The organism is Lacisediminihabitans sp. (assembly GCF_036404185.1).
Taxonomy (GTDB): Bacteria; Actinomycetota; Actinomycetes; order Actinomycetales; family Microbacteriaceae; genus Lacisediminihabitans.
The window spans coordinates 31149-53759 of record NZ_DASWPB010000080.1 but is presented as its reverse complement, the minus strand read 5'-3'; the positions used below and the strand labels follow the sequence as shown (position 1 = coordinate 53759).

At 68.4% G+C, this 22611-nt stretch carries 26 protein-coding genes, 1 tRNA gene and 1 pseudogene; 4 read left to right on the top strand and 24 right to left on the bottom strand.

What is annotated here, in order from left to right; all coding sequences use genetic code 11:
- The 6 genes and pseudogenes from VGC18_RS04965 to VGC18_RS04940 form a co-directional block, all read right to left on the bottom strand.
- Window positions 1-276 (bottom strand): annotated as a pseudogene (locus tag VGC18_RS04965) (hypothetical protein); the annotation flags it as partial.
- Window positions 273-1115: an ABC transporter ATP-binding protein gene (locus tag VGC18_RS04960; RefSeq protein ID WP_331094835.1), complete on the bottom strand. Its 843-nt coding sequence runs from the start codon at window positions 1113-1115 to the stop codon at window positions 273-275. The pseudogene VGC18_RS04965 and the gene VGC18_RS04960, both read right to left, overlap by 4 nt.
- Window positions 1112-1996 (bottom strand): ABC transporter permease, encoded by an 885-nt coding sequence (locus VGC18_RS04955; protein ID WP_414672856.1) that lies wholly within the window; start codon window positions 1994-1996, stop codon window positions 1112-1114. The genes VGC18_RS04960 and VGC18_RS04955 overlap by 4 nt, the downstream gene beginning before the upstream one ends.
- 50 nt (window positions 1997-2046) lie before the next feature.
- Entirely contained in the window at window positions 2047-3027 is a 981-nt protein-coding gene (locus tag VGC18_RS04950; RefSeq protein WP_331094831.1) for an ABC transporter permease, read from the bottom strand.
- Window positions 3027-4718, bottom strand: coding sequence for an ABC transporter substrate-binding protein (locus VGC18_RS04945; RefSeq protein WP_331094845.1), 1692 nt, complete (start codon window positions 4716-4718; stop codon window positions 3027-3029). Before VGC18_RS04945 ends, VGC18_RS04950 begins: the two co-directional genes overlap by 1 nt.
- A gap of 122 nt (window positions 4719-4840) precedes the next feature.
- Complete coding sequence (locus VGC18_RS04940) at window positions 4841-5992, bottom strand: LacI family DNA-binding transcriptional regulator (protein WP_331094829.1); 1152 nt, start codon at window positions 5990-5992, stop codon at window positions 4841-4843.
- Between the two features lie 76 nt (window positions 5993-6068).
- On the opposite strand from VGC18_RS04940, the gene idi reads away from it, so the two are divergent.
- Window positions 6069-6596, top strand: a complete 528-nt coding sequence (gene idi / locus VGC18_RS04935) for an isopentenyl-diphosphate Delta-isomerase (protein WP_331094827.1) — start codon at window positions 6069-6071, stop codon at window positions 6594-6596.
- A gap of 9 nt (window positions 6597-6605) precedes the next feature.
- Here the strand turns inward: idi and dcd are convergent, their stop codons facing one another.
- Window positions 6606-7202: a dCTP deaminase gene (gene dcd / locus VGC18_RS04930; protein WP_331094825.1), complete on the bottom strand. Its 597-nt coding sequence runs from the start codon at window positions 7200-7202 to the stop codon at window positions 6606-6608.
- A gap of 65 nt (window positions 7203-7267) precedes the next feature.
- Here dcd and VGC18_RS04925 point away from each other — a divergent pair.
- A tRNA-Gly gene (locus VGC18_RS04925) sits at window positions 7268-7338 on the top strand.
- A gap of 67 nt (window positions 7339-7405) precedes the next feature.
- On the opposite strand, the gene VGC18_RS04920 is transcribed toward VGC18_RS04925, so the two are convergent.
- Entirely contained in the window at window positions 7406-8065 is a 660-nt protein-coding gene (locus tag VGC18_RS04920) for a DUF2510 domain-containing protein (protein ID WP_331094823.1), read from the bottom strand.
- 467 nt (window positions 8066-8532) lie between these two features.
- Between VGC18_RS04920 and VGC18_RS04915 the strand changes: the two genes are divergently transcribed.
- The gene (locus VGC18_RS04915; RefSeq protein WP_331094821.1) at window positions 8533-9510 is read left to right on the top strand and encodes a hypothetical protein; all 978 of its coding nucleotides are present in this window, start codon (window positions 8533-8535) and stop codon (window positions 9508-9510) included.
- Between the two features lie 33 nt (window positions 9511-9543).
- Here VGC18_RS04915 and csrA read toward each other — a convergent pair whose 3' ends face one another.
- Genes csrA through VGC18_RS04850 form a run of 13 tightly spaced genes read right to left on the bottom strand, consistent with a single transcriptional unit; the run spans window position 9544 to window position 19660 of the window.
- Window positions 9544-9780, bottom strand: a complete 237-nt coding sequence (csrA, locus tag VGC18_RS04910) for a carbon storage regulator CsrA (protein ID WP_331094819.1) — start codon at window positions 9778-9780, stop codon at window positions 9544-9546.
- A gap of 4 nt (window positions 9781-9784) precedes the next feature.
- A complete protein-coding gene (locus VGC18_RS04905; RefSeq protein ID WP_331094817.1) occupies window positions 9785-10636 on the bottom strand; it encodes a hypothetical protein in 852 nt (283 codons plus the stop codon).
- On the bottom strand, window positions 10614-12668 hold the full coding sequence (locus VGC18_RS04900; protein ID WP_331094815.1) for a flagellar biosynthesis protein FlhA: 2055 nt from the start codon (window positions 12666-12668) through the stop codon (window positions 10614-10616). The genes VGC18_RS04905 and VGC18_RS04900 overlap by 23 nt, the downstream gene beginning before the upstream one ends.
- A gap of 1 nt (window position 12669) precedes the next feature.
- Window positions 12670-13767 (bottom strand): EscU/YscU/HrcU family type III secretion system export apparatus switch protein, encoded by a 1098-nt coding sequence (locus VGC18_RS04895; protein ID WP_331094813.1) that lies wholly within the window; start codon window positions 13765-13767, stop codon window positions 12670-12672.
- A complete protein-coding gene (locus VGC18_RS04890) occupies window positions 13768-14526 on the bottom strand; it encodes a flagellar biosynthetic protein FliR (RefSeq protein ID WP_331094843.1) in 759 nt (252 codons plus the stop codon).
- A gap of 1 nt (window position 14527) precedes the next feature.
- On the bottom strand, window positions 14528-14803 hold the full coding sequence (gene fliQ / locus VGC18_RS04885) for a flagellar biosynthesis protein FliQ (protein WP_331094811.1): 276 nt from the start codon (window positions 14801-14803) through the stop codon (window positions 14528-14530).
- Entirely contained in the window at window positions 14803-15633 is an 831-nt protein-coding gene (gene fliP / locus VGC18_RS04880) for a flagellar type III secretion system pore protein FliP (protein ID WP_331094809.1), read from the bottom strand. Before fliP ends, fliQ begins: the two co-directional genes overlap by 1 nt.
- Window positions 15630-16100: a flagellar biosynthetic protein FliO gene (locus VGC18_RS04875; protein ID WP_331094807.1), complete on the bottom strand. Its 471-nt coding sequence runs from the start codon at window positions 16098-16100 to the stop codon at window positions 15630-15632. The genes fliP and VGC18_RS04875 overlap by 4 nt, the downstream gene beginning before the upstream one ends.
- Window positions 16101-16817, bottom strand: a complete 717-nt coding sequence (gene fliN / locus VGC18_RS04870) for a flagellar motor switch protein FliN (protein ID WP_414672855.1) — start codon at window positions 16815-16817, stop codon at window positions 16101-16103.
- 20 nt (window positions 16818-16837) lie between these two features.
- Window positions 16838-17743 carry a flagellar motor switch protein FliM gene (locus VGC18_RS04865; RefSeq protein WP_414672854.1) on the bottom strand — a complete coding sequence of 302 codons (906 nt, stop codon included), beginning with the start codon at window positions 17741-17743 and terminating at the stop codon, window positions 16838-16840.
- A gap of 8 nt (window positions 17744-17751) precedes the next feature.
- Complete coding sequence (locus VGC18_RS04860; protein WP_331094803.1) at window positions 17752-18603, bottom strand: flagellar motor protein MotB; 852 nt, start codon at window positions 18601-18603, stop codon at window positions 17752-17754.
- The gene (locus VGC18_RS04855) at window positions 18603-19376 is read right to left on the bottom strand and encodes a motility protein A (protein ID WP_331094801.1); all 774 of its coding nucleotides are present in this window, start codon (window positions 19374-19376) and stop codon (window positions 18603-18605) included. The genes VGC18_RS04860 and VGC18_RS04855 overlap by 1 nt, the downstream gene beginning before the upstream one ends.
- Window positions 19376-19660: a flagellar FlbD family protein gene (locus VGC18_RS04850; protein ID WP_331094799.1), complete on the bottom strand. Its 285-nt coding sequence runs from the start codon at window positions 19658-19660 to the stop codon at window positions 19376-19378. Before VGC18_RS04850 ends, VGC18_RS04855 begins: the two co-directional genes overlap by 1 nt.
- Window positions 19661-19823: 163 nt before the next feature.
- Here VGC18_RS04850 and VGC18_RS04845 point away from each other — a divergent pair, with 163 nt between their 5' ends.
- Window positions 19824-20411, top strand: coding sequence for a pyridoxine/pyridoxamine 5'-phosphate oxidase (locus VGC18_RS04845; RefSeq protein ID WP_331094798.1), 588 nt, complete (start codon window positions 19824-19826; stop codon window positions 20409-20411).
- Window positions 20412-20423: 12 nt separating this feature from the next.
- On the opposite strand, the gene VGC18_RS04840 is transcribed toward VGC18_RS04845, so the two are convergent.
- From VGC18_RS04840 to VGC18_RS04830, 3 genes are read right to left on the bottom strand one after another with little or no spacing between them, the layout of a single operon-like run.
- Window positions 20424-20906, bottom strand: coding sequence for a hypothetical protein (locus VGC18_RS04840; RefSeq protein ID WP_331094796.1), 483 nt, complete (start codon window positions 20904-20906; stop codon window positions 20424-20426).
- 58 nt (window positions 20907-20964) lie between these two features.
- On the bottom strand, window positions 20965-22137 hold the full coding sequence (locus VGC18_RS04835; RefSeq protein ID WP_331094794.1) for a flagellar hook protein FlgE: 1173 nt from the start codon (window positions 22135-22137) through the stop codon (window positions 20965-20967).
- Window positions 22138-22186: 49 nt separating this feature from the next.
- Window positions 22187-22597, bottom strand: coding sequence for a flagellar hook capping FlgD N-terminal domain-containing protein (locus VGC18_RS04830; RefSeq protein WP_331094792.1), 411 nt, complete (start codon window positions 22595-22597; stop codon window positions 22187-22189).
- Window positions 22598-22611 lie beyond the last annotated feature (14 nt).

Below are 22611 nucleotides of genomic sequence, written 5' to 3'. Positions count from 1 at the left end.
GAACCTGAACTGGACGATGACCACCGCGAGCGCGACGCCGATCACGACGGCGAGCGCGAAGCCGCCGACGGTCGCCTGAAGCGTGTAGAGCGCGTTCGTCACGAAGAGCTGAGGATCGGCCGCGATCGCGGCTGCGATCCGCGAGGGCGCGGGCAGGAGATATTCCGGCACGGCGAGCAAGTCGGCCGCGGCCTCCCACAGCAGCAGGGAGCCGCACAGCACGGCCGCGGGGAGCAGGAGGTCGCGCAGGCGGGACCAGGACGACGCGCGCGTCATGAGCCGCGCCTCAGCACGCCGAGTTCCTCGAACGTGCGCCGGATCAAGCCGCGATAATCGGCGAACTCCCGCGTCTCCCGCACCGCGAGCGGCCGCGGCCGCGGGAGTTCTACGTCGAGGACGAGCGCCACGCGGCCGGGCCGGCGGTCGAGCACCACGACCTGGTCGCCGAGGAAGATCGCCTCGTCGATGTTGTGGGTGATGAACAGGGTCGTCGCCTGCGTGCGGGCCGAGTTCGCCTGGAGCTCGAGGTTGAGGTCGTCGCGCGTGAAGGCGTCGAGCGCGGCGAACGGCTCGTCCATCAAGAGGATGTCGGGATCGCCGAGCATGGCGCGGCAGATCGAGACCCGCTGCCGCATGCCGCCGGAGAGCTCGCCGGGGAACCGGTCGAGCACCTGCCTCGGCAGCTCCACCTTGCCGACGAGCTCGGCGGCGCGGGCCTCCCAGTCGGCGCGGGCGACGTGACCGTGGGCGCGGAAGATGTCGACGAAGTGGTTGCGGATGCTGCGCACCGGGTTGAGCGCGTTCATCCCGGACTGCAATACCATCGCGAAGCCGCCGTGACGCTGCACCCGCAGCTCTTCACCCTCCACCGTGGCGACGTCGCGGCCGTCGAAGAGAATGGTGCCGCCGCTGATGCGGGCCGGCGGTTTGGACAGCCGGGTGAGGGCGAACCCGAGGGTCGACTTGCCGGAGCCGGATTCGCCCACGAGACCGACGAACTCCCCGCGCTGGAGGGTGAACGACACCCCCTTCACGGCCTCGACGGCCGCGCTTCCCGTCGACTCGTAGACCACGGAGAGGTCGCGGACGTCGAGCAGAGGCTGGATGTCGGTCATCGTCCGGCTCCTTCCCGGAGGCGCGGATTGCTCAATCCGTCGACACCGAAGTTGATGAGGGTGAGCGAGGTGGCCAGCAGCGCGATGCAGAGTCCAGGCGCGAAGAGCAGCACCCACTGACCGGTCAGCAGGGCGTTCGAGTTCTGCGCCCAGAACAGCATCGTCCCCCAGCTGACCGTCGACGAGTCGCCGAGTCCGAGGAACTCCAGTCCCGCCTCGGCCAGGATGGCGGAGGTCGCCGCACCGAAGAAGCTGCCGACGATGAGCGAGGTCATGTTCGGCAGGATCTCGCGGAAGACGATGCGGAACGAGCCCTCGCCGCTGAAGGTGGCCGCCGTGACGAAGTCGCGCGACCGGAGCGACTGGGTCTGGCTGCGCAACACGCGGGCGCCCCACGCCCATCCCGTGATCACGACGACGAGGATGATCATGCCGATACCGCCGTTCTGCAGGTAGGCGGCGATGACGATCATGAGCGGGAGCGCGGGCACGACGAGGAAGAGGTTGACGATGAAGTTGATGACGTCGGAGAGGAAGCCCCGCACATAGCCCCAGCTGAGCCCGATGAGCACCGCGATGACGGTCGAGAACACACCGGCGACGAACCCGACGAGCACGCTCGTCCGCGCCCCGTAGATGAGCTGGCTCAGCACGTCCTCGCCGGCGGCCGTGGTGCCGAACCAGTGCGCGGCGCTTCCGTCTGCGCTACGGGGGAAGCCGTTCTGGCTCGCCCCGTACGGCGCGATGAGGGGAGCGAAGATCGCCGCGAGCACGAAGACCCCGAGGATGACCAGGCCGATGCGCGCCTTCGGGTTGCTCCAGACGGTGCTGACGATGCGCCAGACCACACGCCAGCGCGACGGGGCGGCCGCGACATCCATCCGGCTCTCCTTCCGCTTCTCCGGGACCGGGTTGAGGAGTACTGGAGACGTCATCGTCGTGTCCTTGGGTCGAGTACGCCGTACAGAATGTCGACGAGGAAGTTGGCGACCAGCACGCTGACCGTGATCATGAGGAACAGCGCCTGCATGAGCGGGTAGTCCTGGTTGGTGACCGCCTTGAGCAGGAGATAGCCGATGCCCGGATATCCGAACACCGATTCCACGAGCAGCGACCCGCCGACCACCCCGCCGAGGGCGAGACCGAACGAGGTGAGGTTCGGCAGGATCGCGTTGCGGGCCGCGTAGCGGATGGCGACCGTGTGGCTCTTGAGACCGTTCGCCTCGGCGAAGGTCACGTAGTCGTCGCCGAGGGTGTTGATCATCGTGTTGCGCATCCCCAGGATCCAGCCGCCGAGCGAGGTGATGAGGATCGTGAGCGCCGGCAGGGCCGCGTGATAGAGCACGTCGAGGATGTATGGACCGCTGAACGAGGGCGTCGAGGTGACGCCGTACGCTCCGGAGGTCGGGAACAGGTGGCCGACGTAGCCGAGGAAGAACAGCAGCAGCAGCGCTGTCCAGAAGTACGGGAACGCACTGGCGAAGCTGCCGCCGAGCGTCGGCAGGGTGTCGAGCCAGGTCCCGCGCTTCCAAGCGGCGAGCACACCGAGCAGGGTGCCGCCGATGAAGGCGATGATCGTGACGACCCCGACGAGGACGATCGTGTACGGCAGCGCCTGGGAGACCAGAGACGACACCGACTGCGGGAAGAACGTGTAGCTCACGCCGAAGTCGAGGGTGAGGATCTGGTGCAGGTACGACACGTACTGGTCCCAGAGGTTTCCGTTCGGCACCCCCAGCTGCGCCTCGATGGCCGTTCGCGTCGCCGCGGAGACCGGACCGTTCTGCGACAGCTTGGCGAGCGCCGCGTCGGCGGGGGTGCCGGGCATGAGCCGGGGCAGGATGAAGTTGAGGGTGACCGCTGCCCACAGGGTGAGCACGAACAGCCCGAGCTTCTTGAGGAAGTGACTCATTACTTCTCCCCTCCCGACTTCTTCAGGTGCGTGAAGATCAGCAGCGGGGTCGAGTCGTAGGTCTTCGGGCTCGCGTACGGATCCTTCGCCGACGGCCATCCGGTGAACTTCTGGGTGCTGAAGAGCCCCCACGATCCGCCGTAGTAGAGCGAGATGATCGGCAGCTGGTCGTACATGACCTTCTGCAGCTCGAATCCGATCTGCTTCTGCTTCGCGGCATCCGTCGTCGTCTTGTAGTCGGTGAGCAGACGGTCGACGGTCGGGTCGCTGTAGCGCTCGAAGTTGTTGGACGCCTCCGTGCCGACGGGCTTGAGGAACTCGCTCGAGAGCAGGTTGTTGAAGTCCTGGTACACGGAGCCGGTCCCGCCGTAGCCGCTCATGACGAGATCGAAGTCGCCGTTGCGCAGGGCCAGCTGGTAGGCGGCCGGCTGGGGCTGGCTGACCTCCACCTTGATGCCGACGGCGGAGAGCTCCTTCTCCACCTGCTGCACGCCGCGCAGCCAGTCGGTGTAGCCGTTGGCCGTCACGATCGTGAGGCTCGCCTGCTTTCCGCTGGCGTCGACGAGCTTGCCGCCCTGCTGGGTGTATCCGGCCGCGGCGAAGGAGGCGAGCGCATCCGCGGTGTTCTGCGTGACGAGACCGGAGTCGGGCAGCGCGGGGTTGAGCAGCTTCTGCTGGGCGGGCAGCAGCAGGCCGCTCTGGCCGGCCGGCTGCATGTATCCTTCGGCGGCCGCGTCGCCGATCGCCGTGCGATCGAGCGCCAGGGAGAGGCCCCTGCGGAAGTCGACGTTGGTGAACGGCGCCTTCGTGAGGTTCGGGAAGAGCGCGATCGTCCCTCCCGGCGGGAACCAGTAGGTGTTGTTCTTGTTCGCGGCGACCCAGGTTCCGTCCACGTCGCTGATGAACGAGTACGCCCAGTCGTAGCCCTTGGTCACGACGTCCAGCTGGGTGTTCGAGGCCGGAAGGACGAGGTGCTTGACCGCGACCTTGTCCGCCTGCCAGTACGAGGCGTTCCTGTCGAGCGAGTACTGCTGGGGGAAGAAGTTGCCGAGCGTGTACGGCCCGGTGCCGACCGGGTTCGGATCGCGCCAGGTGTCCGGCTTGGCCACGTCCTTCCAGATGTGCTTGGGGACGATGAGCACCTGGGCGATGATGAGCGCGGCGGGCGAGTCCGGGCCCTTGAGGTGCACGGTCACGACGTCGCCATGGGTCTCGACCGTGTCGATGTACTGCCAGATCCCGGTGATGTCGAGCGTCGGATACTTCTTCAACAGGTCGAAGGTGAACACGACGTCGGCCGGGGTGAACTTCGTGCCGTCGGACCAGGTGACCCCCTTGCGAATGGTGAAGTTCACGGTCTGGGCGTCCGGAAGCGAGTACGAGGTCGCGAGCCACGGATGCGCGGCACCGTCCAGGTTGTTCACGACGACGAGGGGCTCGTACATGTACTTCGCGGCGATCCGGGTGTTCGCGAGGTAGGGATTGAAGTTGCGCTCGAACATGGGCGAGCCGTTGTCGGCGGCGACGAGCATGGTGTCGGCGCCGATCGAGGGATCCGGCTTGCTCTGGATCTGGATGCTGCATCCGGCCGTCGCCGCGGCTACGGTGAGCGCCGTCACGATCGCGGCGATCCTCATCGTCGACGTCGCGGATTTCAGCGCTCTCGCTGGACGCATTGTTCGTGGGCGCATCGTTGCCACCGGTCCCTTCCTTGGGCGTGGTCTCCACTGTAAGCGCATACATTCCAGAGCGCAAGCCGGGATGAAGCCGGTCCAGGCGCACGCGGATTCCGCCCTCGGGGCGTCCGCGATGACTATCCGACCGGGGGACAGCTCTCGCGCAGCACGATCTCGACGGGAAGGACGAACGTCTGCGGCGGCATCAGCGGGTCGGCCAGGCGCGCCGTGATCGCCTGCACCGCGACGCGGCCGAGCTCCGCCATCGGCTGGCGCACGGTGGTCAGCCTGGGCCTCGTGGTTCGGCCGGCGGCGATCCCGTCGAAACCGGTCACCATGGTGCGGTCGGGGACCGCGACGCCGTGCCGCTCCAGCACCTCGAGCACTCCGATCGCGGTCTGGTCGTTGGCGCAGACGATCGCCCTGGGGGGATCTGCGGCCAGCCGCTCCGCCGCGGCACGACCGCCCTCGCGCAGGAAGTCGCCCGGCAGCACCCTCGCCTGCACCCCGGCCTCCGCCAGCGCCCGATCGAAGCCGGCGCGACGCTCCGCGCTGTCCGGCGAGTCGTCCGGGCCCGTCACATAAACGAGATCCCGGATGCCGTGGCCGACCAGCACGTGCCTGGTCAGCGCGTACATCCCGCCGGCGTTGTCCACCCCGACGTGATCGAGCCGGTCGTCGCCACGCGGGCCCGCCAGCATCACCACGGGCATACGACGGGCGAGCTGGGTCAGCAGTTCGTCCGGCACGGTCCTCGAGAGCACCGCGAGCCCGTCGACCAGGCTCGCGACGTTCCCGGCCATGACCTCCCGGCTGGATCCCCTGCCCACCCCGATCATCAGGGCGAAACCGCGGCTCCACGCCTCCACCTCGACCCCGCGCAGCACCTCGTCGAAGTAGAGGTCGCGCGACTCCGCGGGCGACTCGCCGTGGTCGATGACGAAGCGAACGCCGTCCTCCGCGGGCAGGGGCGACGAATCCGTCCTGTCGATGGCGTCGTGTCCCGGCAGGAACAGGCCGATGACGTTCGTGCGCCGCGCGGCGAGACCCCTCGCGCTGCCGCTCGGGAGGTAGCCGAGCTCCCGGACGGCGTCCATCACCCGCACCGAGGTCGACTCCTTGACCACACCGGGCGAGCGGAGGACCCGAGACACCGTGGCGATCGAGACACCGGCCAGCTCGGCGACGTCGTAGACGGTCGGCGCCTTGGCCATCATTCCGTATCCCTCCGCCGATCGGACCCGATCGAGCCCCTGCCCATAGTAGGCATCCCTCCAGTGGTCATCCATCCAGGACGATCCGCATTCTCCGGGCTCGCCTGGCACGGAGGTTAGGCTGGGTGTCACCCATGACCACCATCAGCGCATGACCGCCGCCGACGCGGAGTTCGTCGTCCTCGTCGATGAGGACGGCCATCCGGTGGGCACCGCGGACAAGGCGACCGTGCACGGAGCCGACACCCCGCTCCACCTCGCCTTCTCCTGTCACGTCTACGACGCGGAGGGTCTCGTTCTCGTCACCCGGCGAGCGCTCGGCAAGCGCACCTGGCCCGGAGTGTGGACGAACTCCTTCTGCGGACACCCGGCACCCGGCGAGTCGACGGAGGAGGCGATCGGTCGCCGCGCGCTGGCCGAACTCGGCATCCGTGTCGAGGATCTGGAGATCGTGCTGCCGGAGTTCCGCTATCGCGCCATCGACGCATCCGGCATCGTCGAGAACGAGATCTGCCCGGTCTACCGGGCCACGACCACGGATGCCGTCCAGGCGCGCCCGGACGAGGTCGCGGAGTTCGCCTGGGTGGATCCGCACGCCCTGCGCCTCTCGGTCGAGGCCGCGCCGTTCGCCTTCAGCCCGTGGCTCGGCTGGCAGCTGGAACAGCTCGGACGCGGCTAGCGTCTGTCTCTAGTCGGCGAGCTCCTCGCGCGGGATGTCCGTGCGGTGGAAGTTCTGGAACGACCGCGAGGCGGTCGGCCCGCGCTGCCCCTGGTACCTGGAGCTGTACTCCGCGGAGCCGTATGGCTTCTCCGCCGGAGAGGTCAGCCGCATGAAGCAGAGCTGCCCGATCTTCATGCCGGGCCAGAGCTTGATGGGGAGGGTCGCGACGTTGCTCAGTTCGAGCGTGACGTGACCGGTGAAGCCGGGGTCGACGAATCCGGCGGTCGAGTGGGTGAGCAGGCCGAGCCGGCCGAGCGAGCTCTTGCCCTCGAGCCGGGCCGCGATGTCGTCGGGCAGGCTGACCCGCTCGTAGGTCGAGCCGAGCACGAACTCTCCCGGGTGCAGGATGAACGGCTGTCCGTCCGCGGCCTGGACGAGCCTGGTGAGCTCCGGCTGGTCCTCGGCGGGGTCGATGAACGGATACTTGTGGTTGTCGAAGAGCCGGAAGAAGCGATCGAGGCGCACATCGACGCTCGACGGCTGGATCATCTCGGGGGAATACGGCTCGAGCGCGACCCGTCCGGAGTCGAGTTCCGCCTTGATATCGCGATCCGAGAGCAACATAGACAGAGCCTACCCGGGCGGTGCGTTGATAGGATTGCGCAGAGCCGCATCCCAGGAGCGGCCGCGCGAGTGTAGTTCAATGGCAGAACTCCAGCTTCCCAAGCTGGTAGCGCGGGTTCGATTCCCGTCACTCGCTCTTCGTGTGAGGTCGCGGCCGGAGACGGCAACATGGGGTGACGCATCTCGTCACGACGCGTTCTCGCCTAGGGCTTGCCGAAGCCGTAGGTGTACTCCCCAGTGCTCCAGTTCATGGTCGCGTTGAAGTAATAACCGGTCTGCGTGCCGTCCGCGTTGTCCTTGTTTGAGACAAAGCACTGAAAAACAGTGGTCTGTTCGGTGAGGTCGTCTGTCGATCCTCCCCCGACTGGGGAGCAGCTGACACCGAGAATAGGACCGTCGATCACGCCCGTGCCGACGTCCTTCGTCGCCATGTCTTTCACGCTGTCCTGAATGCCCGGGATCGCGGCCTTTCGCGCGGCTCGTTCCGCATCGTCCTTTTCTTGCTTTACCTCGGCCGCATCCGCCGCCTTCTTCTTCACCGCAGCAGCGTGCGCAGCCGCAGCAACCTGCGCATTGTGGGAGTTGATGTTCGATTTGATCGCCAACCCGCCAACTACCAAGCCCGCAACCACCACAACGCCCGCGACTGCGATGATCAATGCACGACGCCTCTTTCTCGTTTGGGCAAGGGCCGGCCGCGCCATGACATCGCCGTTCCACAGCAAGTTGGTCCAGGCAGAACCGTCCCAATAGCGCTGTTCACCATCCGGAGTGGGATACCAACCGGCCTGCACGGCGATTGTCGGCGACGGCTCTGCTGTCGAATCGGCGTTGGCGGAGGTGTCGGGAGTGATTTCGGGCATGAGGAAACCTTTGCGTTGGATAGCTGAACGCTAGGGCATAACGCGACGGCGACACCATCCCCCGTTCGCGGCGCGAAGGTTCTAGGCATCGTTCCGAGGCTGGCGCTTGCGCGCCTCTTCGTCGGCGAGCCGTGGACGAAGGATGATCCCGGGAAACCGGTGAGCGGCGACTCCCGCCCCTCTTGCCTTCCCAAGGAGTGCAGGATTATGGACACAAGGCACTGGGCCTAGTCGACATACGACAGCGCTGGCGAAGCTCTCAAGAGAATGTCAGAGCCGCGCGATTCGCTCCTTCAAACAACATTTCAGATCACGCCGGTCAAAACCCTCAGCTTGATCTAGAAAGTCTCGCTCTTCGTGCCGGTCCGTGATCTCGAGCGGATGTCGCCCCGTGCGCGGCCGATGCCCCTCCGACATCGAACCGTCGCCGTGTAACCGCGGGCGTGCGGCTGTCGATTGTTCAGGTCATGAGACCTCTACGAACCGCACTGACCGTCCGCGTCATCACCTGGATCGCCATCGGCGCCGCTGGAGTGTTCTCCAGCGGCGCGATACTGAACCAGCACGGCGCTGAATCGACCACGGCGAACCGCCAGCTGGCCGAGAAGACCACCCAACAGCTGCTCGACGAGCAGCTGCTCATCGCTCACATCGACACCGACGCCAAGGCGATCGACACCCTGGTCGCCGCCTCGGCGGGCAAGGTGCTGGATCCGGCCGTGCTCAGCACGGCGTCGGCGGCCGCGGCGAAGGCCTACGCCTCCGAGACGAGGCTCGAGCACGCCATCGACACCGCTCGCACCGCCGTAGCCCGCAGCACGGCCAAGGGGACCCCGCCGCCGAAGCGGTATCAGACGGCGGCGGAGAAGGCCTACAAGCAGGCCGTCGCGGACCGGATCACTCTCAACGCCAACACCACCACGATCACCACCGCGGTCGCCGCGTGGCAGGCGGAGCAGGCCCGCATCGCCGCGGCGAAGGCGGCGGCCGAGGCGGCCGCCCGCGCCGCCGCGGAGCAGGCGGCCCAGCAGGCCGCCGCCCAGGCCGCGGCACGAGCCGCCGCACGGGCCCACGCGCCGAGAGCCGCGTCGCGGACGACGACGAGCGCTCCGGTGAGCGCCCCGGCGGCGAGCGGCGACAAGCTCGCGATCGCCCAGGCGACGTTCGCGCGGTTCGGCTTCTCGAACGTGGTCTACAACTCCGGGCAGTCCCAGGGCCATTACGCGGCGACGGACCTCAACAGGAGGGTCATCTACCTGCAGCTCAGCATCATCCCCGCCGACCGCGTGGCCAGCGTCGCCATCCACGAGTACATGCACATCATCCAGTCACGCACCTACGGCGGATACGCCCAGACCGTCGCCCACTTCGGAAGCGTGCTCGCGATGGAGAAGAACGCGGATGCGATGGCCAGGGCCAACGGGGCGACCTGGACGGCATACTGATCGGCGGCCCACTGACCGGCGATCGAAGCGGGGTCAGTCGGAGGAGGCGCCGAGGTCGGAGCGGATGCGCGCCTCGGCCGAGGCGTCGCTCCGGCTGGCCGCGAGGTTCGCCTCGGCGACCGCCTGCAACACCTCTTCGCGCTGGATCCTGACGCCCCGCGGCGCGTCGATGCCGATGCGCACCCCGTCGCCGCGGACATCGAGGATGGTGACGACGATGTCGTCGCCGATCACGATTCGCTCGCCCACCTTGCGCGTCAACACCAGCATCCGGTCAGCCTATCGACAGCTCGTCGGTCCAGCCCACCTGCAAGCCGAGGTCGTGCACCGTCCTCGGCGTCGCCGTGGACTCGGTGGCGATCAGCGCCACGGCGTCGATCGGCACGACCGCCTGGACGGCGCGCACCCACCTGGCCGTGTCCTCCGGCTTGCGGCCGGCATCCACGACCACCCAGACCTGGTCGGGTTCGAGGTGTCGCAGCGTGAGGACGCCCTCCCCGTCGAGTCCCGACCGCGGGAGCCCGAGGGCCACGAGCAGGCTCTGCTCGCGCCCGACCGCGGCCGCACGCGCGGCGAGCACCCCCCTCCGGTCGGACAGCCGGGGAAGCCCGTGGCCGCCGGCGACCCCCGCGACCGCGACCGAGCGCAGGCCGGATGCCTTCGCCATCGACCTCGTGACGTCCACCGGGTCGTCGCCCAGTCCGACGAGCGCGACCAGATCGCCGGGGCCCAGGAGGGGCGGTCGGGGGGAGACGGTTGGCCGATCCGGGGCCGGGACCGGCACGGCGGTCTGGTAGCTGAGCTCCGCCATGATCGAGTCGAAATCGACGGAACTGGTCGAGAGGATCGGGACGTCGTCCGCGAACGACAGCGCCTCGACCCGGTCGGCGCCGTCGAGCAGGCGGCCGATGCCGCCCCAGATCGGCGGGCCGGGACGCTGCTGCTCGTCCCCGTGGTCGGGGACATCGACCGTCGCCTCGTAGTGGCGTTTGGCGAAGAATCCCCAGAGGCCGCCGGAGGTGACCGGTGTGATCGAGACGATCGTCGCGGTCGGACCGTATTCCGCGATCACCCGGGCCTCGAGCGCCTTCACGGAGAGGCCCTCAAGCAGAAATCGACTCGGCACGCCGGACCACCCCCACCGTCTCGATGTTCGCGTTCGCCGACGTGACCTCCTGGTAGGACAGCACCGGCAGGCCGTCCGGCTGCGAGGAGACGAGGCGGCGGACGGCGGGCCGCAGGGCGGGAGCGCACACCAGCACCGCCGACCGTCCGGACTCCTGGACCGTTGCGACGACATCGCGCACCGAGCCGAGCAGCCCCTCGAGCTCCGTCTGACCCAGCAGGATCTGCGTGCCCTGCTCGGAGGGACGGAGCCCCTCGAGCATCGACTGCTCGAGCAGGGGATCGAACATGATGACCCTGAGCGTGCGGTCGTCGAGGTGGCGCGAGGAGAGCGCGGGGCCGAGGGCGAGACGGGCGGCCTCGATCAGCCCCTCCGGCTCCGGCGAGACCTTGGCCCGCAACGACAGCGCCTCGTAGATGCGGGGAAGGTCGTTGATGGGCACCTTCTCGAGCAGCAGCCCCTGCAGCACCCGCTGCACCTCCGCGAGACCGAGCAGGCCAGGGACCAGCTCCTCCACCGCCGCCGGGCTGACCTCGCGCACCCCCTCGGTGAGCACCCGGACATCCTCTCTGGTGAGCAGCCGCGCCGCGTTGTTCGTGACGATCGACGACAGGTGCGTGACGACGACAGAGACCCGATCGATCACGGTCGCACCGGTCATCTCCGCGCTGTGACGCAGCTCGCTCGGCACCCACTTGCCCGCGAGGCCGAACACCGGCTCGACGGTCTCGACGCCAGGAAGCGAATCGAGACCGTCGCCCAGCGCGAGCACCCGTCCCCGCGGCGCGATGCCCCTGCCCGCCTCCACCCCCGCGATCCTGATCACGTAGGTCGCGGAGGGCAGCTCGACGCTGTCGCGGGTCCGCACGGGAGGGACCACGATGCCGAGATCCATGGCGATCTTGCGGCGCAGCGAGCGCACCCGGGAGAGCAGGTCGTCGGAGGCGTCGGAGACGATGTCCACGAGATCGGACGCGAGCAGGATCTCGAGGGCGTGGACGCGCATCTGGTCCATGAGCTGCTCTGCCGTGACGGACTGCGCCGGATCGCCCCCGGCGACGGTCTCCTGCTCCGCCCGCTGCGCGGCGACGGCGGCCCTCGCCTTGACCCGCTGCGCGAGCACGATGAGGGCGATCCCCACGATCGCGAACGGGATGATGGGCATCCCCGGGATGAAGGCCATGAGCAGGGCCGCGCAGCCGGCGATGATGAGCGCGGTGCGCGACTGGGTGAGCTGCGTGGATGCGGTCGTGCCCATGTCGGACTCCGCGTTGGAGCGGGTCACGATCATGCCGGTGGAGACGGCCATCAGCAGCGCGGGGATCTGCGAGACCAGGCCGTCCCCGATGGTGAGCAGGGTGTACTTGTTCACCGCGTCCCCGATGGACAGCCCGTTCTGGATCATGCCGATGGCGATGCCGCCGACGATGTTGATGAGGATGATCACGATGCCGGCGATCGCGTCGCCCTTGACGAACTTGGATGCGCCGTCCATCGCACCATAGAAGTCCGCCTCGGCCGAGACGCCCACCCGGCGCTCGCGGGCCTGGATGTCGGTGATGAGCCCGGCGTTCAGGTCGGCGTCGATGGCCATCTGCTTGCCCGGCATCGCGTCGAGGGTGAAGCGGGCGCCGACCTCGGCGACCCGCTCGGCGCCCTTCGTGACCACCACGAACTGGATGACGACGAGGATGAGGAAGATGACCGCCCCGATGATGATCGACCCGCCGACCGCGACGTGGCCGAAGGCGCCGATGACGTCGCCCGCGTAGCCCTGGCCGAGCACGAGCCTGGTCGACGCCACGTTCAGCCCGAGCCGGAACAGCGTGGCCACGAGCAGCAGCGACGGGAACACGGAGAAGTCCAGTGGTTTCTTCACGAACATCGTGGTGAGCAGGATCACCAGCGCGAGCAGGATGTTCACGATGATGAGCAGGTCGAGGACGAACGCCGGCACGGGCACCACCAGGAGCAGCACGATGCCCACGACGCCGACGGGAACGGCCAGTTTCGCGAAGTTGCGGTTCTTCATATCAGGTGCCTCCGTATGCCGGTGTGAATGACGTCATGGTGTGGATGCCGGATGCCGCCCCGCGGGCCTTGAGGGCGAGGACGAAGGCGAGCACCTTGGCGACGGCGTTGTAGAGCTCCACGGGGATCTCCTGGCCGAGATCGCACTCGGCATGGAGCGCCCTGGCGAGCGGGATGTCCTTGACGATCGGCACCCGGTCGGCCTCGGCGCGCTCGCGGATCCTGGCCGCGACCGTGCCCGCACCCTTGGCGACGACCCGCGGGGCCGACTTGCCCGGCTCGTACCGGAGCGCGATCGCGAAGTGGGTCGGGTTGACGACGACGACGTCGGCATCGGCGATGGCGGCCATCATCCGGTTGCGGCTCATGGCCAGCTGACGCGATCGGCGGTGCGACTTGACGAGCGGGTCGCCCTCCGAGTTCTTGTTCTCGTCCTTGACCTCCTTCTTCGTCATCCGGGTCTTGCTGCGGTTGCGGCGCATGACCACGAAGACGTCGAGGGCGGCGAGCACCAGCCCGGCCGCGACCGCGGACTCCAGCAGGGAGCCGGCCCCACGGCCGGCGACGGCGATGAGCTCGGAGGCGGGGAGGCCTCCCGCCTCCATCAGCACCGGCATGAGGCCCTGGATGACCGCGAACAGCACGACCCCGACCACGACCGTCTTGAGCAGCGCCTTCGCGCCCTGCCAGAGCGCATCCATGCCGAAGGTGCGTTTGAGCCCCGTGAGCGGATTGAACTGGTCGAATTTCCCGCTCAGCCTCCTGAAGTGGATCCCGCCCTGCAGCGCGGCGGCCCCGAGAACGGCGACGGCCACGGCCACGAGCATCGGCAGCATCGTCGAGCCGATCGAGGACAGGGAGTCTCCGAGCAGGCGCACGGCCGCCTGCGGATCGGGGTCGGTCACGAGGTCGCCGATGCGGAGGAACTGCGCCGTGGCGGCGGCCGTTCCCGCGGAGATCGTCGTGGGGATCATCACGGCCGCGGCGCCGACCCCCACCCACGCCGTCAGGTCCTGCGAGCGGGAGAGCTGTCCCTTCCCGCGCACCTCCTTGAGGCGCTTCTCGGTGGCCTTCTCGGTCTTCTCCCCGGAATCGGCCACCTAGCCCACCCCCAGCAGCTGGGTGATCGAGTTGCCGGTGACCGACTCCACGATCCGGGGCATCACGACGAAGACGATGGAGCCGAGGGTGAGAGTAATGAGGATCTTGAGCGGGAAGCCGAGCGCGAAGGCGTTGAGGGCGGGCGCGACCCTGGTGACCAGACCGAGACCGGCATCCGCCAGGAAGAGCACGACGATGAGCGGGCCGGCGATCTGCAGCGCGGCCACGAGCATCTGGCCGAGCGCGTCGGTGAGGGCGCGGACCGGCTCGGCCAGCCGCAGCGCCCCGCCGAGGGGCAGGGCGGTGAAGGTCCGCGTCAACCCGCCGATCACGAGCTGGTAGCCGTCGGAGGCGAACAACAGGGCGATGGCGGTCATCTGGAACAGCCGGGCGAACTGGGCGCCGTTGACCATGGACTGGGGATCGAAGGCCTGCGCGAGCTGGAAACCGCCGAACAGGTCGATGAGGTTGCCCGCGGACTGGATGGCGGAGAAGACGAGAGAGACGAGGAAGCCGAGCACCGCCCCCGTGACGATCTCCTGGACCAGGGAGACGACGAATCCACCGGTGTCCGGCGAGACGTAGCCCGCGGTCACCTTCGGGGCGACGGCGAGCGCCAGCCCGAGCCCGAGCATGGCCTTGATGCGCAGCGGGAAGGCGTTGTGCGAGAACGGCGGCGCGATCACCAGGAAGGCCACCATGCGCACCGAAGCGAGCATCACCGCCTCGATCGCCGAGAAGTCCAGGGCGAACGACACCTCAGCCACCCCCGAGCAACGAGGGGATCTTGTCGAACAGGGCGTTGGTGAAGGTCACCATCTCGGAGATCATCCATTGCCCGCAGATGAGCAGCGCGAGGCAGACGGCGATCGCCTTGGGAACGAACGACAGCGTCACCTCCTGGATCTGGGTGATCGACTGCAGGAGGGAGATGGCGAAGCCCACCACGAGGGCGGTCACGAGGATCGGCGCCGACAGCTTGGCGGCGATCAGCAGCCCCTGCAGCCCGATGTCGAGAACGGCGCTGGGATCCATCAGCCCCCCCGATAGCTGGTCACGAGGGCGGTGATGATGAGCCCCCAGCCGTCGACGAGGACGAACAGGAGGATCTTGAACGGCAGCGAGATCATGACCGGTGGCAGCATCATCATGCCCATCGACATGAGGGCGGCCGAGACGACGAGGTCGATCACGAGGAAGGGGACGAAGATGACGAACCCGATGATGAAGGCCGCGCGCAGTTCGGAGATCATGAACGCGGGCACCAGGGTGAGCAGCGACACCGAGGACGGGTCCTTGGGGTTGGCCTGACCCGCCGCCCTCGTCATCAGGGCGAGATCCTCCTGGCGGGTGTGGGCGAGCATGAAGTGCCTGAGCGGCTCCGAGCCGGCGTTGACGGCCGCCGTGAAGTCGATGTGCCCGGCGAGATAGGGCTGAAGGGCGTGGACGTTGATGTCGCTGAGCACGGGCGACATGATGAACAGCGAGAGGAAGAGCGCGAGTCCCGCGATGACCTGGTTCGGCGGGATGGACTGCAGGCCGAGCGCGTTCCTCGCCATCGCCAGCACGACGAAGATCTTGGTGAACGAGGTCATCATGAGCAGCAGCGCCGGGGCGACCGACAGCAGGGTGATGCCCACCAGCGCGACGACCGCGGACGACGGGCTGCCGTCCGGGCCGTTGATGTCCACGGAGAAGCCGTCGCTCGGCGTCGCGGGGTCGGTGGGGGTCGGCGTCGGCACACCCGCCGCGTGTGCGACCGAGGCCGGAAGCACCACGAACAGGAGCACGACGCCGAGCACGAGGCCGACGATCGTCGCAGAGCGCCAGAACGATCGCAGCCGGAGGGGCATGAGGTTCGTCATCTCCCCTGACGCAGGGCGGCGGCCGCACGTCTCCAGGTGGCGGGCGACACGATCGAGCCGTCGAGCGGGCCCGTCGGTGCCCGGCGCGTCCTGAGCTCGGCCCGCGAGACGGACAGATGCGCGGGGCCGGTCCTCGTGTCCTCGAGGATCGCACCGAAGGCCGCGGCGCTGTCCTCCCGGACACCGGCGCCTGCGTCGTGTTCCTCGGGAGGATCGGGCGCGAGCCCCACGATGTTCAGCGCGGTCACCGAGTGCTCGGTGACGCCGAGCACGTAGCGCACGCCCTCGACGTCGACGACCACGACGGAGGCCTTCTGGGCGATGCCCTGCCTGGTGACGACGTTCACGAGCTTCGCCGAACGCCCCGCCTTCGTCCCCCTCGTGACCCGCCGCTGCACGATCCAGAGCAGCCCGACGATGACCGCCAGGGAGAGGATGACCCGCAGAACGACGAAGATGGTGTCCACCTAGACGAGGCCCTCCGCGACATCGAGGATCTTGGTGATCCGCACGGCGTAGTCCTGGTCGACCACAACGATCTCGCCGTGGGCGATGATCCGGCCGTTGAGCAGGACATCGGCCGGTGCGCCGGCGGAGCGGTCGAGCTCGATCACCGCCCCCGGTTCCAGCGCGAGGACGTCCCTGACGGCCATCCGCGTCCGCCCGATCTCGACGGTGAGGGTCATCTCGACGTTGTTGATGCGCCCCAGCTTGCCGATCATCGCCTCCTGGCTGATCGGGTGCGCCCCGGCGACCACGCCGTTCCGGCGGAGGCGCGCGCCGAACCATCCGGCCACCCGGCCATCGGTCGACAGCGCGAAGATCGCCGTCTCCTCGTCGTCGAAGAGGGCGGAGGCGTCCTCCACCCGGACCTCGCCGAGCACGCCCGTCCCGAGCTCCGCCGCGGCGGCGTTCAGTGCTGGTCGAAGGACGTCGGCCAGGGAGACCTGAGACGGCTCGCTCCCGGCGGCCGGCAGGATCGTCTCCGTGTCGCCGAGCACGACGGCCAGGTCGACCGAGACCTCGCCGACGAAGGAGGCGACGACGGCGGTCGACAGGCCGGCGGAGACCGTCTCCTCGTCGGGCGGGATGATCCCGTCGGCGGGCCGCTGTCGCGGACCGGCCGTCAGCGACTCCGCGCTCGGCAGCAGGGCGGCGAGCGCGTCCGCAGCGGCCGCCAGCATCTCGGATTCGCGGTTCTCGTTCACTGGTTCTCCTCGGTGGTGACGATGACGCAGGCGAGGCGGGATCCGTTGGATCCGACCGCCGCGCGAGCGAGGGACTGGCCGTCGACGGTGACGTCGAGCGGGCGATGCTGGGGATGGGGGATGCGCAGCAGGTCTCCGACGGCGAGCCCCAGGACCTCCCCCGGGCGCACGGTCGCCGGCGCGAACTGCAGGGCGACGTCGACGGGCACCCTGGCCAGTTGGGCCGTCACGAGACCGGCCGCGTTCGCCGTGCTGCTGGTCGGGTTCCGCTCGCCCAGCTGGCGGAGCAGCACCTCGGCGGGAAGCGCGAGGGTGGCGTTCGTCGAGCTGTCGCCCACCCGGATCGCGAACGACGCGACGATCATGAGATCGGAGGTCGCGGCAGCCTGGGCGAACTGGGAGTTGTACTGGATCGCGTCGACGCTGATCGCATCCACCAGGAGGGAGCCGAGCGAATACCGCAGGTCGTCGAGCGAGTCCTCGAAGAGGCCGCGGACCAGGGCCTGCTCGATCTGGGTGAACTTGCGCTCCGGAGGAAACTGGGCGTGGGTGCTGCCGAGCATGTAGGACACCCAGGTGAGCGCCGCGGACGTGGGGAGCTGGATGACGGCCTTCGCCTCGGAGCCCTCGATCGTGCAGAGCACCATGGCCGTGCTGAGCGGCAGGCTCGCCGCGTATTCGTCGTAGGTCTGCATGACGACCTGCTCGCAGCCGACCTGCGAGACCACGCGCACCTTCGCCGTGAGCTGGGTGCCCCACTGGCGCGCGAAGGTCTCGAACGCGAGCTCGAGCACCCTGGCGTGCTCACGCGCGAGCGTGGTCGGCCGACGGAAGTCGTACCGCTCGATCGTCGCGGCCGTCCTCCCGGGCACGCCGATCACCGTGTGTTCCAGACCTGTCACGAAGTGGACTATCGGCTGGGCGGTCCCTTCGGTAAGACGAAATCCAGGATTTTTTTCTGCGGGACGACGAGCTTCCCGCTGACGACGTCCGGGATGAGCGCGCGCACGGACTCCGGCGCGTTCGACAGCACCACGATGTCGACCCGGCGATTCTGGGCGAGCGCCTCCGGGCTGCTCCCGTCGGTGAGCGGCCTCGACGACCCGTACCCGACCGCGCCGATCTTCCGGTCGCTGACCCCGCCGAACTCGACCATGCGGCGCAGGACCTGCACGGCGCGGCCGGACGACAGCTCCCAGTTGGTGGGATACGGCGCCTGGGACTGCCGATAGTCGGCGTGCCCCTCCACCGAGATGTCGTTCGGGGTCGCGGCGAGGATGGGAGATATGGTGTCGAGCACCCTGGTCGCCATCCCGACCAGGGTGGTGCTGTTCGTCTCGAAGAAGGTCTGGCCGTCGACGAGCCGCACGGTGAGCCCCCGCTCGTCGACCTGATACTGGACGCTCGAGGCGAGCCCCTGGGCCGCGAGCGCGGCGCTCAGCCTCTGCTCCAGATCCTCGAGGGTCTGCACCTCCGCGAGCGCCGCCTCCCCCGGATCGAAGCCCTGCGCATCCTTGTCGACCTGGCTCGGCGGCACGACCGTCCCCTTCGCGGTGTCGATCTTCCCGACGTCCTCGACTCCGAAACCGGTGGCGAGGGAGTTGCGCAGCTGGTCGAACTTATGCGCGTCCACCGTCGACATCGCGAACAGCACGATGAACATGCACATGAGCACGGTGACCATGTCCATGTACGAGGCCATCCAGCGCTCGTCCCGCTCCGGCTCCTCGTCGTCCTCCCTCCGGCGGCGTCGAGGCCCCATCACGCGGCCTTCGACAGCTTCGGCAGCGCGTTCGCGGGCACCATCGCACGCAGCCGCTCGCCGAGCAGCCGCGGTTGGCTGCCCGCCTGCACGGCGAGCACCCCCTCCATGAGCAGGGTCATCCGCTGCGCCTCGAGGTCGGAGAGCCTGCGCAGGCGCGAGCCGATCGGCAGCCAGAGGAAGTTGGCGGAGAGCAGGCCCCACAGGGTCGCAACGAAGGCGGCCGCGATGAGCGGTCCGAGCTTGCCGGGCGTCGACAGGTTCTCGAGCACGTGGGTGAGCGAGACGACGGTGCCGATGATCCCGACGGTCGGGGCGAAGCCGCCCAGGGTCGTGAAGAACTTCCCCGCGACACGATCGGATGCCGTGCGGGTGGCGATCTCGTCCTCGAGCAGGTTGCGCAGCTCCTCGCCGTCCGTTCCGTCCGCGATGTTCTGCAGAGCCTTCTTGAGGAAGGGGTCCGCCTCGTTGTCCGCCTCCTGCTCGAGCGAGAGCAGACCCTCCCGACGCGCCTTCTCCGCGAACGCCACGACCTGGTCGATGGTCTCGTGCGGCTTCGGGGGCTTCCCGACGAAGGCGCGAGGAAGCGCCTTCACCGCGAGCATCAGGTCGCGGATGGTCCCGCTCGCGATGCCGACGGCGATGGTCGCGACGAAGACGAGCAGCATCGGCGCGGGCAGCAGGATCGCCGAGATGGTGGAGCCCTCCATCGCGAGCGTGCCGACGAGCGCGCCGAAGGCGATGGCCATGCCGATCAGGGTCGCGGGATCCATCAGACGTTCCTCTGTCGCGGTGAAGTCGTGTGCGGGGGATCGTCGACCAGGCCGAGGATCCGCGGACCGGGAACCGGGCCGTTCTCCGAGATCTCCCTGGTGAGGGCGATCACGGTCGCCCGATAACGGCTGATCCGATCGATCACCTCGGCCATCGACTCGGTGACGATGTACTTGGCGCCGTCCACCATCACGAGCGTCGTGTCCGGATTGGAGTGGATGCGCTCGATCAGGTCGGGGTTGATCGCGAACTGACTGTCGTTCAGTCGTGTGAGAACGATCATGAGCGCATCCCTGCTGAGCCGAATCGGCCCGTCCTGGACCGCTACGGGGGACTATCGGCAGCCGGGCTCGGCCGGTAAGGCATCTGGGCGCAAGGCCTCGCGGTCGTAGCCCGCCCTTGGCGTGTCTCGGATCGTCAGGACGGGGCGGCGGCATGATGACGGCATGGACGCAAGCACTGTCGCCGACTGGCTCCGAGCACAGCCATCCCTTCTCGGCACACCGCCACGGCTCGACCTTGGGGCACTACCGGACGATCCCGTCGAGTTGTTTCTGACCTGGATCGGTGACGCCGCGCGCGCGCAGGTTCCCGAACCGCAGGCCACCACCCTCGCCACGGTGGACGCCGACGGCCTGCCGGACGCGCGCACCCTCCTCCTCAAAGACGTGAGCGAACGGGGATGGGCTGTCGCGGGTCAACGCTCTTCCCGGAAGGGCGGGCAGCTCGTATCGCATCCTGCCGCCGCGCTGAATTTCTGGTGGCAGCCGCTCGCTCGCGCGGTGCGGGTGCGTGGCCCCGTAGAGGAGGCGTCCCGGGCGGAGAGCGATGCCGATCTGGCAGCTCGTTCACCCGCGGCCCGGGCGACGATAGCGGCGGGAGACTGGGTGCTGTGGCGGATCCAACCGACCCGGATCGAGTTCTGGCAGGGCTCTCCCGACCGCAGGCATACCCGGATCGTCTATGACCTGGACGGCAGCGGGTGGTCGCGAGAGACGACGCGCGGCGAACAGGGCCGTGAGGGCAATCCCTGACAGACATCGGCGTCAGGTGGCCGGCGCCGCCGCCTTCGGGTGTGTCCTCCTCCACGCAAGGCCAAGACCAAAAGCGAGCGCGCTGGTTCCCGCAACGATGACGAAGGCCACGGAGTCAAATTCGAGAAACGACGGGGAGCTGCCCTCCCCGCCGGCGCCGATCGACCCCGGCAGAAGCACGAGATCGAGGACCAGGACGACCACCAGCCCGGAACCGAGCGCCACACCGAGGCTGCGAGAAAGCACCGACCCGCGGCCAAGCCGGCTCATGACGTAGTGGCCCAACGCGGCCCCGCCCGCGGCCACTCCACCAACAAACGCGCCGAGGAGTCCCGCAAACACCTCCGCGCCGAGCGCGAAGAAGCTCACGAGCGTGTGGCTCTGTTGCCCGGAGAACAGGATCAGATAGAGAACGCCGCACAGAAAGCCGAGGCCCAGTGCGATCGCGGCCAGGACGGCAGGCATGAGCCCGTATTCCCCGCGGTGCGCGCTCACCAGACTCATCCCCACACCGCAATCATAGGAATGACGTTGGTCGGTCGGCTTTTCCGGGTCAGCGCTTGAGGTTCGTCAGCTCCTCCAGCATCTCGTCCGAGGTGGTGATGATGCGGGCGTTCGCCTGGAAGCCGCGCTGCGCGACGATGAGGTTGGTGAACTCCTGGGAGAGATCGACGTTGGACATCTCGAGCGACCCGCTGGTGAGCTTGCCGAGGCTTCCCGATCCCGGCGCACCGATCTGCACATCACCGGAGTTGAAGGTCGCGACGTAGGACGACGAGCCCGCCTTCTCCAGCCCACCGGGGTTGGGGAAGGTCGCGAGGACGACCCGACCGAGCGCCTGGGAGGTGCCGTTGCTGAACGAGCCGACGAGGGTGCCGTCGGCGGACAGCGCGTAGGACTGCAGGGTCCCGGCGGCGCGGCCGTTCTGGTCGGAGACGGCGACCGTGGTCAGATCCGAGTAGCCCGTGAGCTTGCTGAGGTCCACCGCGATGCCGCCGACCGTCAACGTCCCGCCGGTGGTGAGGGCCCCGTCGGTGAATGCGAGGGCCGTGGTGCCCGTCGGACCCGCCGGATCGGCGCCCGCGACGTCCCAGCCGGTGGCGGTGCGGGTGAAGGTGAGAGTGACGGTGCGGGATGTTCCGGTGGAGTCGTACGCCGGGACGTCCCGGACGAGCGCGGTGCCGACCGCGGCCTCCTGGGGCAGATTGCCGGTGAAGGTCGCGGAGGTGGTGGTGACGGCCGGAGCGATGACCCCGCGCGGCAGCACGATGTTGCTGAGCGGGCCGCTCTCGTTGATCACGCCGTCCGTCGCGGACCAGCCCTGCACGATCGAGCCGTCCGGAGCGACCAGGTTGCCGGCGCCGTCGAAGTCGAACGTGCCCGCCCTGGTGTACTGGGTCTGGTCGCCGGATCGGGTGACGAAGAAGCCGTCGCCCGAGATCATCAGGTCGGATGCCCGGCCGGTCGACTGCGCGGAGCCCTGGGCGAAGTTGGTGGAGATGCCGGCGACCCTGACCCCGAGGCCGACCTGGGCCGGGTTGGTGCCGCCGACCCCGTCCTGGGCGCCGCCGGAACCCGAAAACAGCTGCGAGAGGGTGTCCTGGAATTGCACGGCGGACGCCTTGAACGCCGTGGTGTTCACGTTGGCGATGTTGTTGCCGGTGACGTCGAGCATGGTCTGGTGCGAGCGAAGCCCGGAGATGCCGGAGTAGAGCGAGCGGAGCATGGGAGCTGCCTTTCTTTGTGTGACGAGTGAGCGGTGCTGGTGAGGCCGACTATGCGGTGATGCCGGAGATGAGATCGAGGGCGACGTCCACGCCGCCGACGGTGACCTGAGGGACGGCGCCGGCGAACGAGACGCTGCTGGCGGTGCCGGTGACGGACTTCCCGTCCTTGTCCAGATAGCTCACCTGCTTGCCGACGATGCCGGCCGCGGCGATGCGCATCTGCAGGGAGAAGTCCTCCGTGCTCGTCGCCGAGAGCTCCGTCATCGCCTCCATCATCGACAGCTGGGTGGTCTGCGAGATCATCTGGTTGGTGTCCATGGGCGAGCTGGGGTCCTGGTTGCGCAGCTGGGTGACGAGGAGCTGCATGAAGACCTCGGAGTCCATGGTCTGCTTGGGAGTGCGCGTCGTCGTGGTCGTGTAGAGGCCGGTCGACGAGGCGGATGAGATGGGGTCGGTCATACTCGTTTCCTTTA

Bases quoted from the DNA above. Each gene is read 5' to 3' on its own strand.
- VGC18_RS04960 (WP_331094835.1), bottom strand. From the start codon at position 1,115: ATGACCGACATCCAGCCTCTGCTCGACGTCCGCGACCTCTCCGTGGTC.
- VGC18_RS04955 (WP_414672856.1), bottom strand. From the start codon at position 1,996: ATGGATGTCGCGGCCGCCCCGTCGCGCTGGCGTGTGGTCTGGCGCATC.
- VGC18_RS04950 (WP_331094831.1), bottom strand. From the start codon at position 3,027: ATGAGTCACTTCCTCAAGAAGCTCGGGCTGTTCGTGCTCACCCTGTGG.
- VGC18_RS04945 (WP_331094845.1), bottom strand. From the start codon at position 4,718: ATGCGCCCACGAACAATGCGTCCAGCGAGAGCGCTGAAATCCGCGACG.
- VGC18_RS04940 (WP_331094829.1), bottom strand. From the start codon at position 5,992: ATGGATGACCACTGGAGGGATGCCTACTATGGGCAGGGGCTCGATCGG.
- idi (WP_331094827.1), top strand. From the start codon at position 6,069: ATGACCGCCGCCGACGCGGAGTTCGTCGTCCTCGTCGATGAGGACGGC.
- dcd (WP_331094825.1), bottom strand. From the start codon at position 7,202: ATGTTGCTCTCGGATCGCGATATCAAGGCGGAACTCGACTCCGGACGG.
- VGC18_RS04920 (WP_331094823.1), bottom strand. From the start codon at position 8,065: ATGCCCGAAATCACTCCCGACACCTCCGCCAACGCCGATTCGACAGCA.
- VGC18_RS04915 (WP_331094821.1), top strand. From the start codon at position 8,533: ATGAGACCTCTACGAACCGCACTGACCGTCCGCGTCATCACCTGGATC.
- csrA (WP_331094819.1), bottom strand. From the start codon at position 9,780: ATGCTGGTGTTGACGCGCAAGGTGGGCGAGCGAATCGTGATCGGCGAC.
- VGC18_RS04900 (WP_331094815.1), bottom strand. From the start codon at position 12,668: ATGAAGAACCGCAACTTCGCGAAACTGGCCGTTCCCGTCGGCGTCGTG.
- fliQ (WP_331094811.1), bottom strand. From the start codon at position 14,803: ATGGATCCCAGCGCCGTTCTCGACATCGGGCTGCAGGGGCTGCTGATC.
- fliP (WP_331094809.1), bottom strand. From the start codon at position 15,633: ATGACGAACCTCATGCCCCTCCGGCTGCGATCGTTCTGGCGCTCTGCG.
- fliN (WP_414672855.1), bottom strand. From the start codon at position 16,817: ATGCTGGCGGCCGCTGCGGACGCGCTCGCCGCCCTGCTGCCGAGCGCG.
- VGC18_RS04860 (WP_331094803.1), bottom strand. From the start codon at position 18,603: ATGGGGCCTCGACGCCGCCGGAGGGAGGACGACGAGGAGCCGGAGCGG.
- VGC18_RS04855 (WP_331094801.1), bottom strand. From the start codon at position 19,376: ATGGATCCCGCGACCCTGATCGGCATGGCCATCGCCTTCGGCGCGCTC.
- VGC18_RS04850 (WP_331094799.1), bottom strand. From the start codon at position 19,660: ATGATCGTTCTCACACGACTGAACGACAGTCAGTTCGCGATCAACCCC.
- VGC18_RS04845 (WP_331094798.1), top strand. From the start codon at position 19,824: ATGGACGCAAGCACTGTCGCCGACTGGCTCCGAGCACAGCCATCCCTT.
- VGC18_RS04835 (WP_331094794.1), bottom strand. From the start codon at position 22,137: ATGCTCCGCTCGCTCTACTCCGGCATCTCCGGGCTTCGCTCGCACCAG.
- VGC18_RS04830 (WP_331094792.1), bottom strand. From the start codon at position 22,597: ATGACCGACCCCATCTCATCCGCCTCGTCGACCGGCCTCTACACGACC.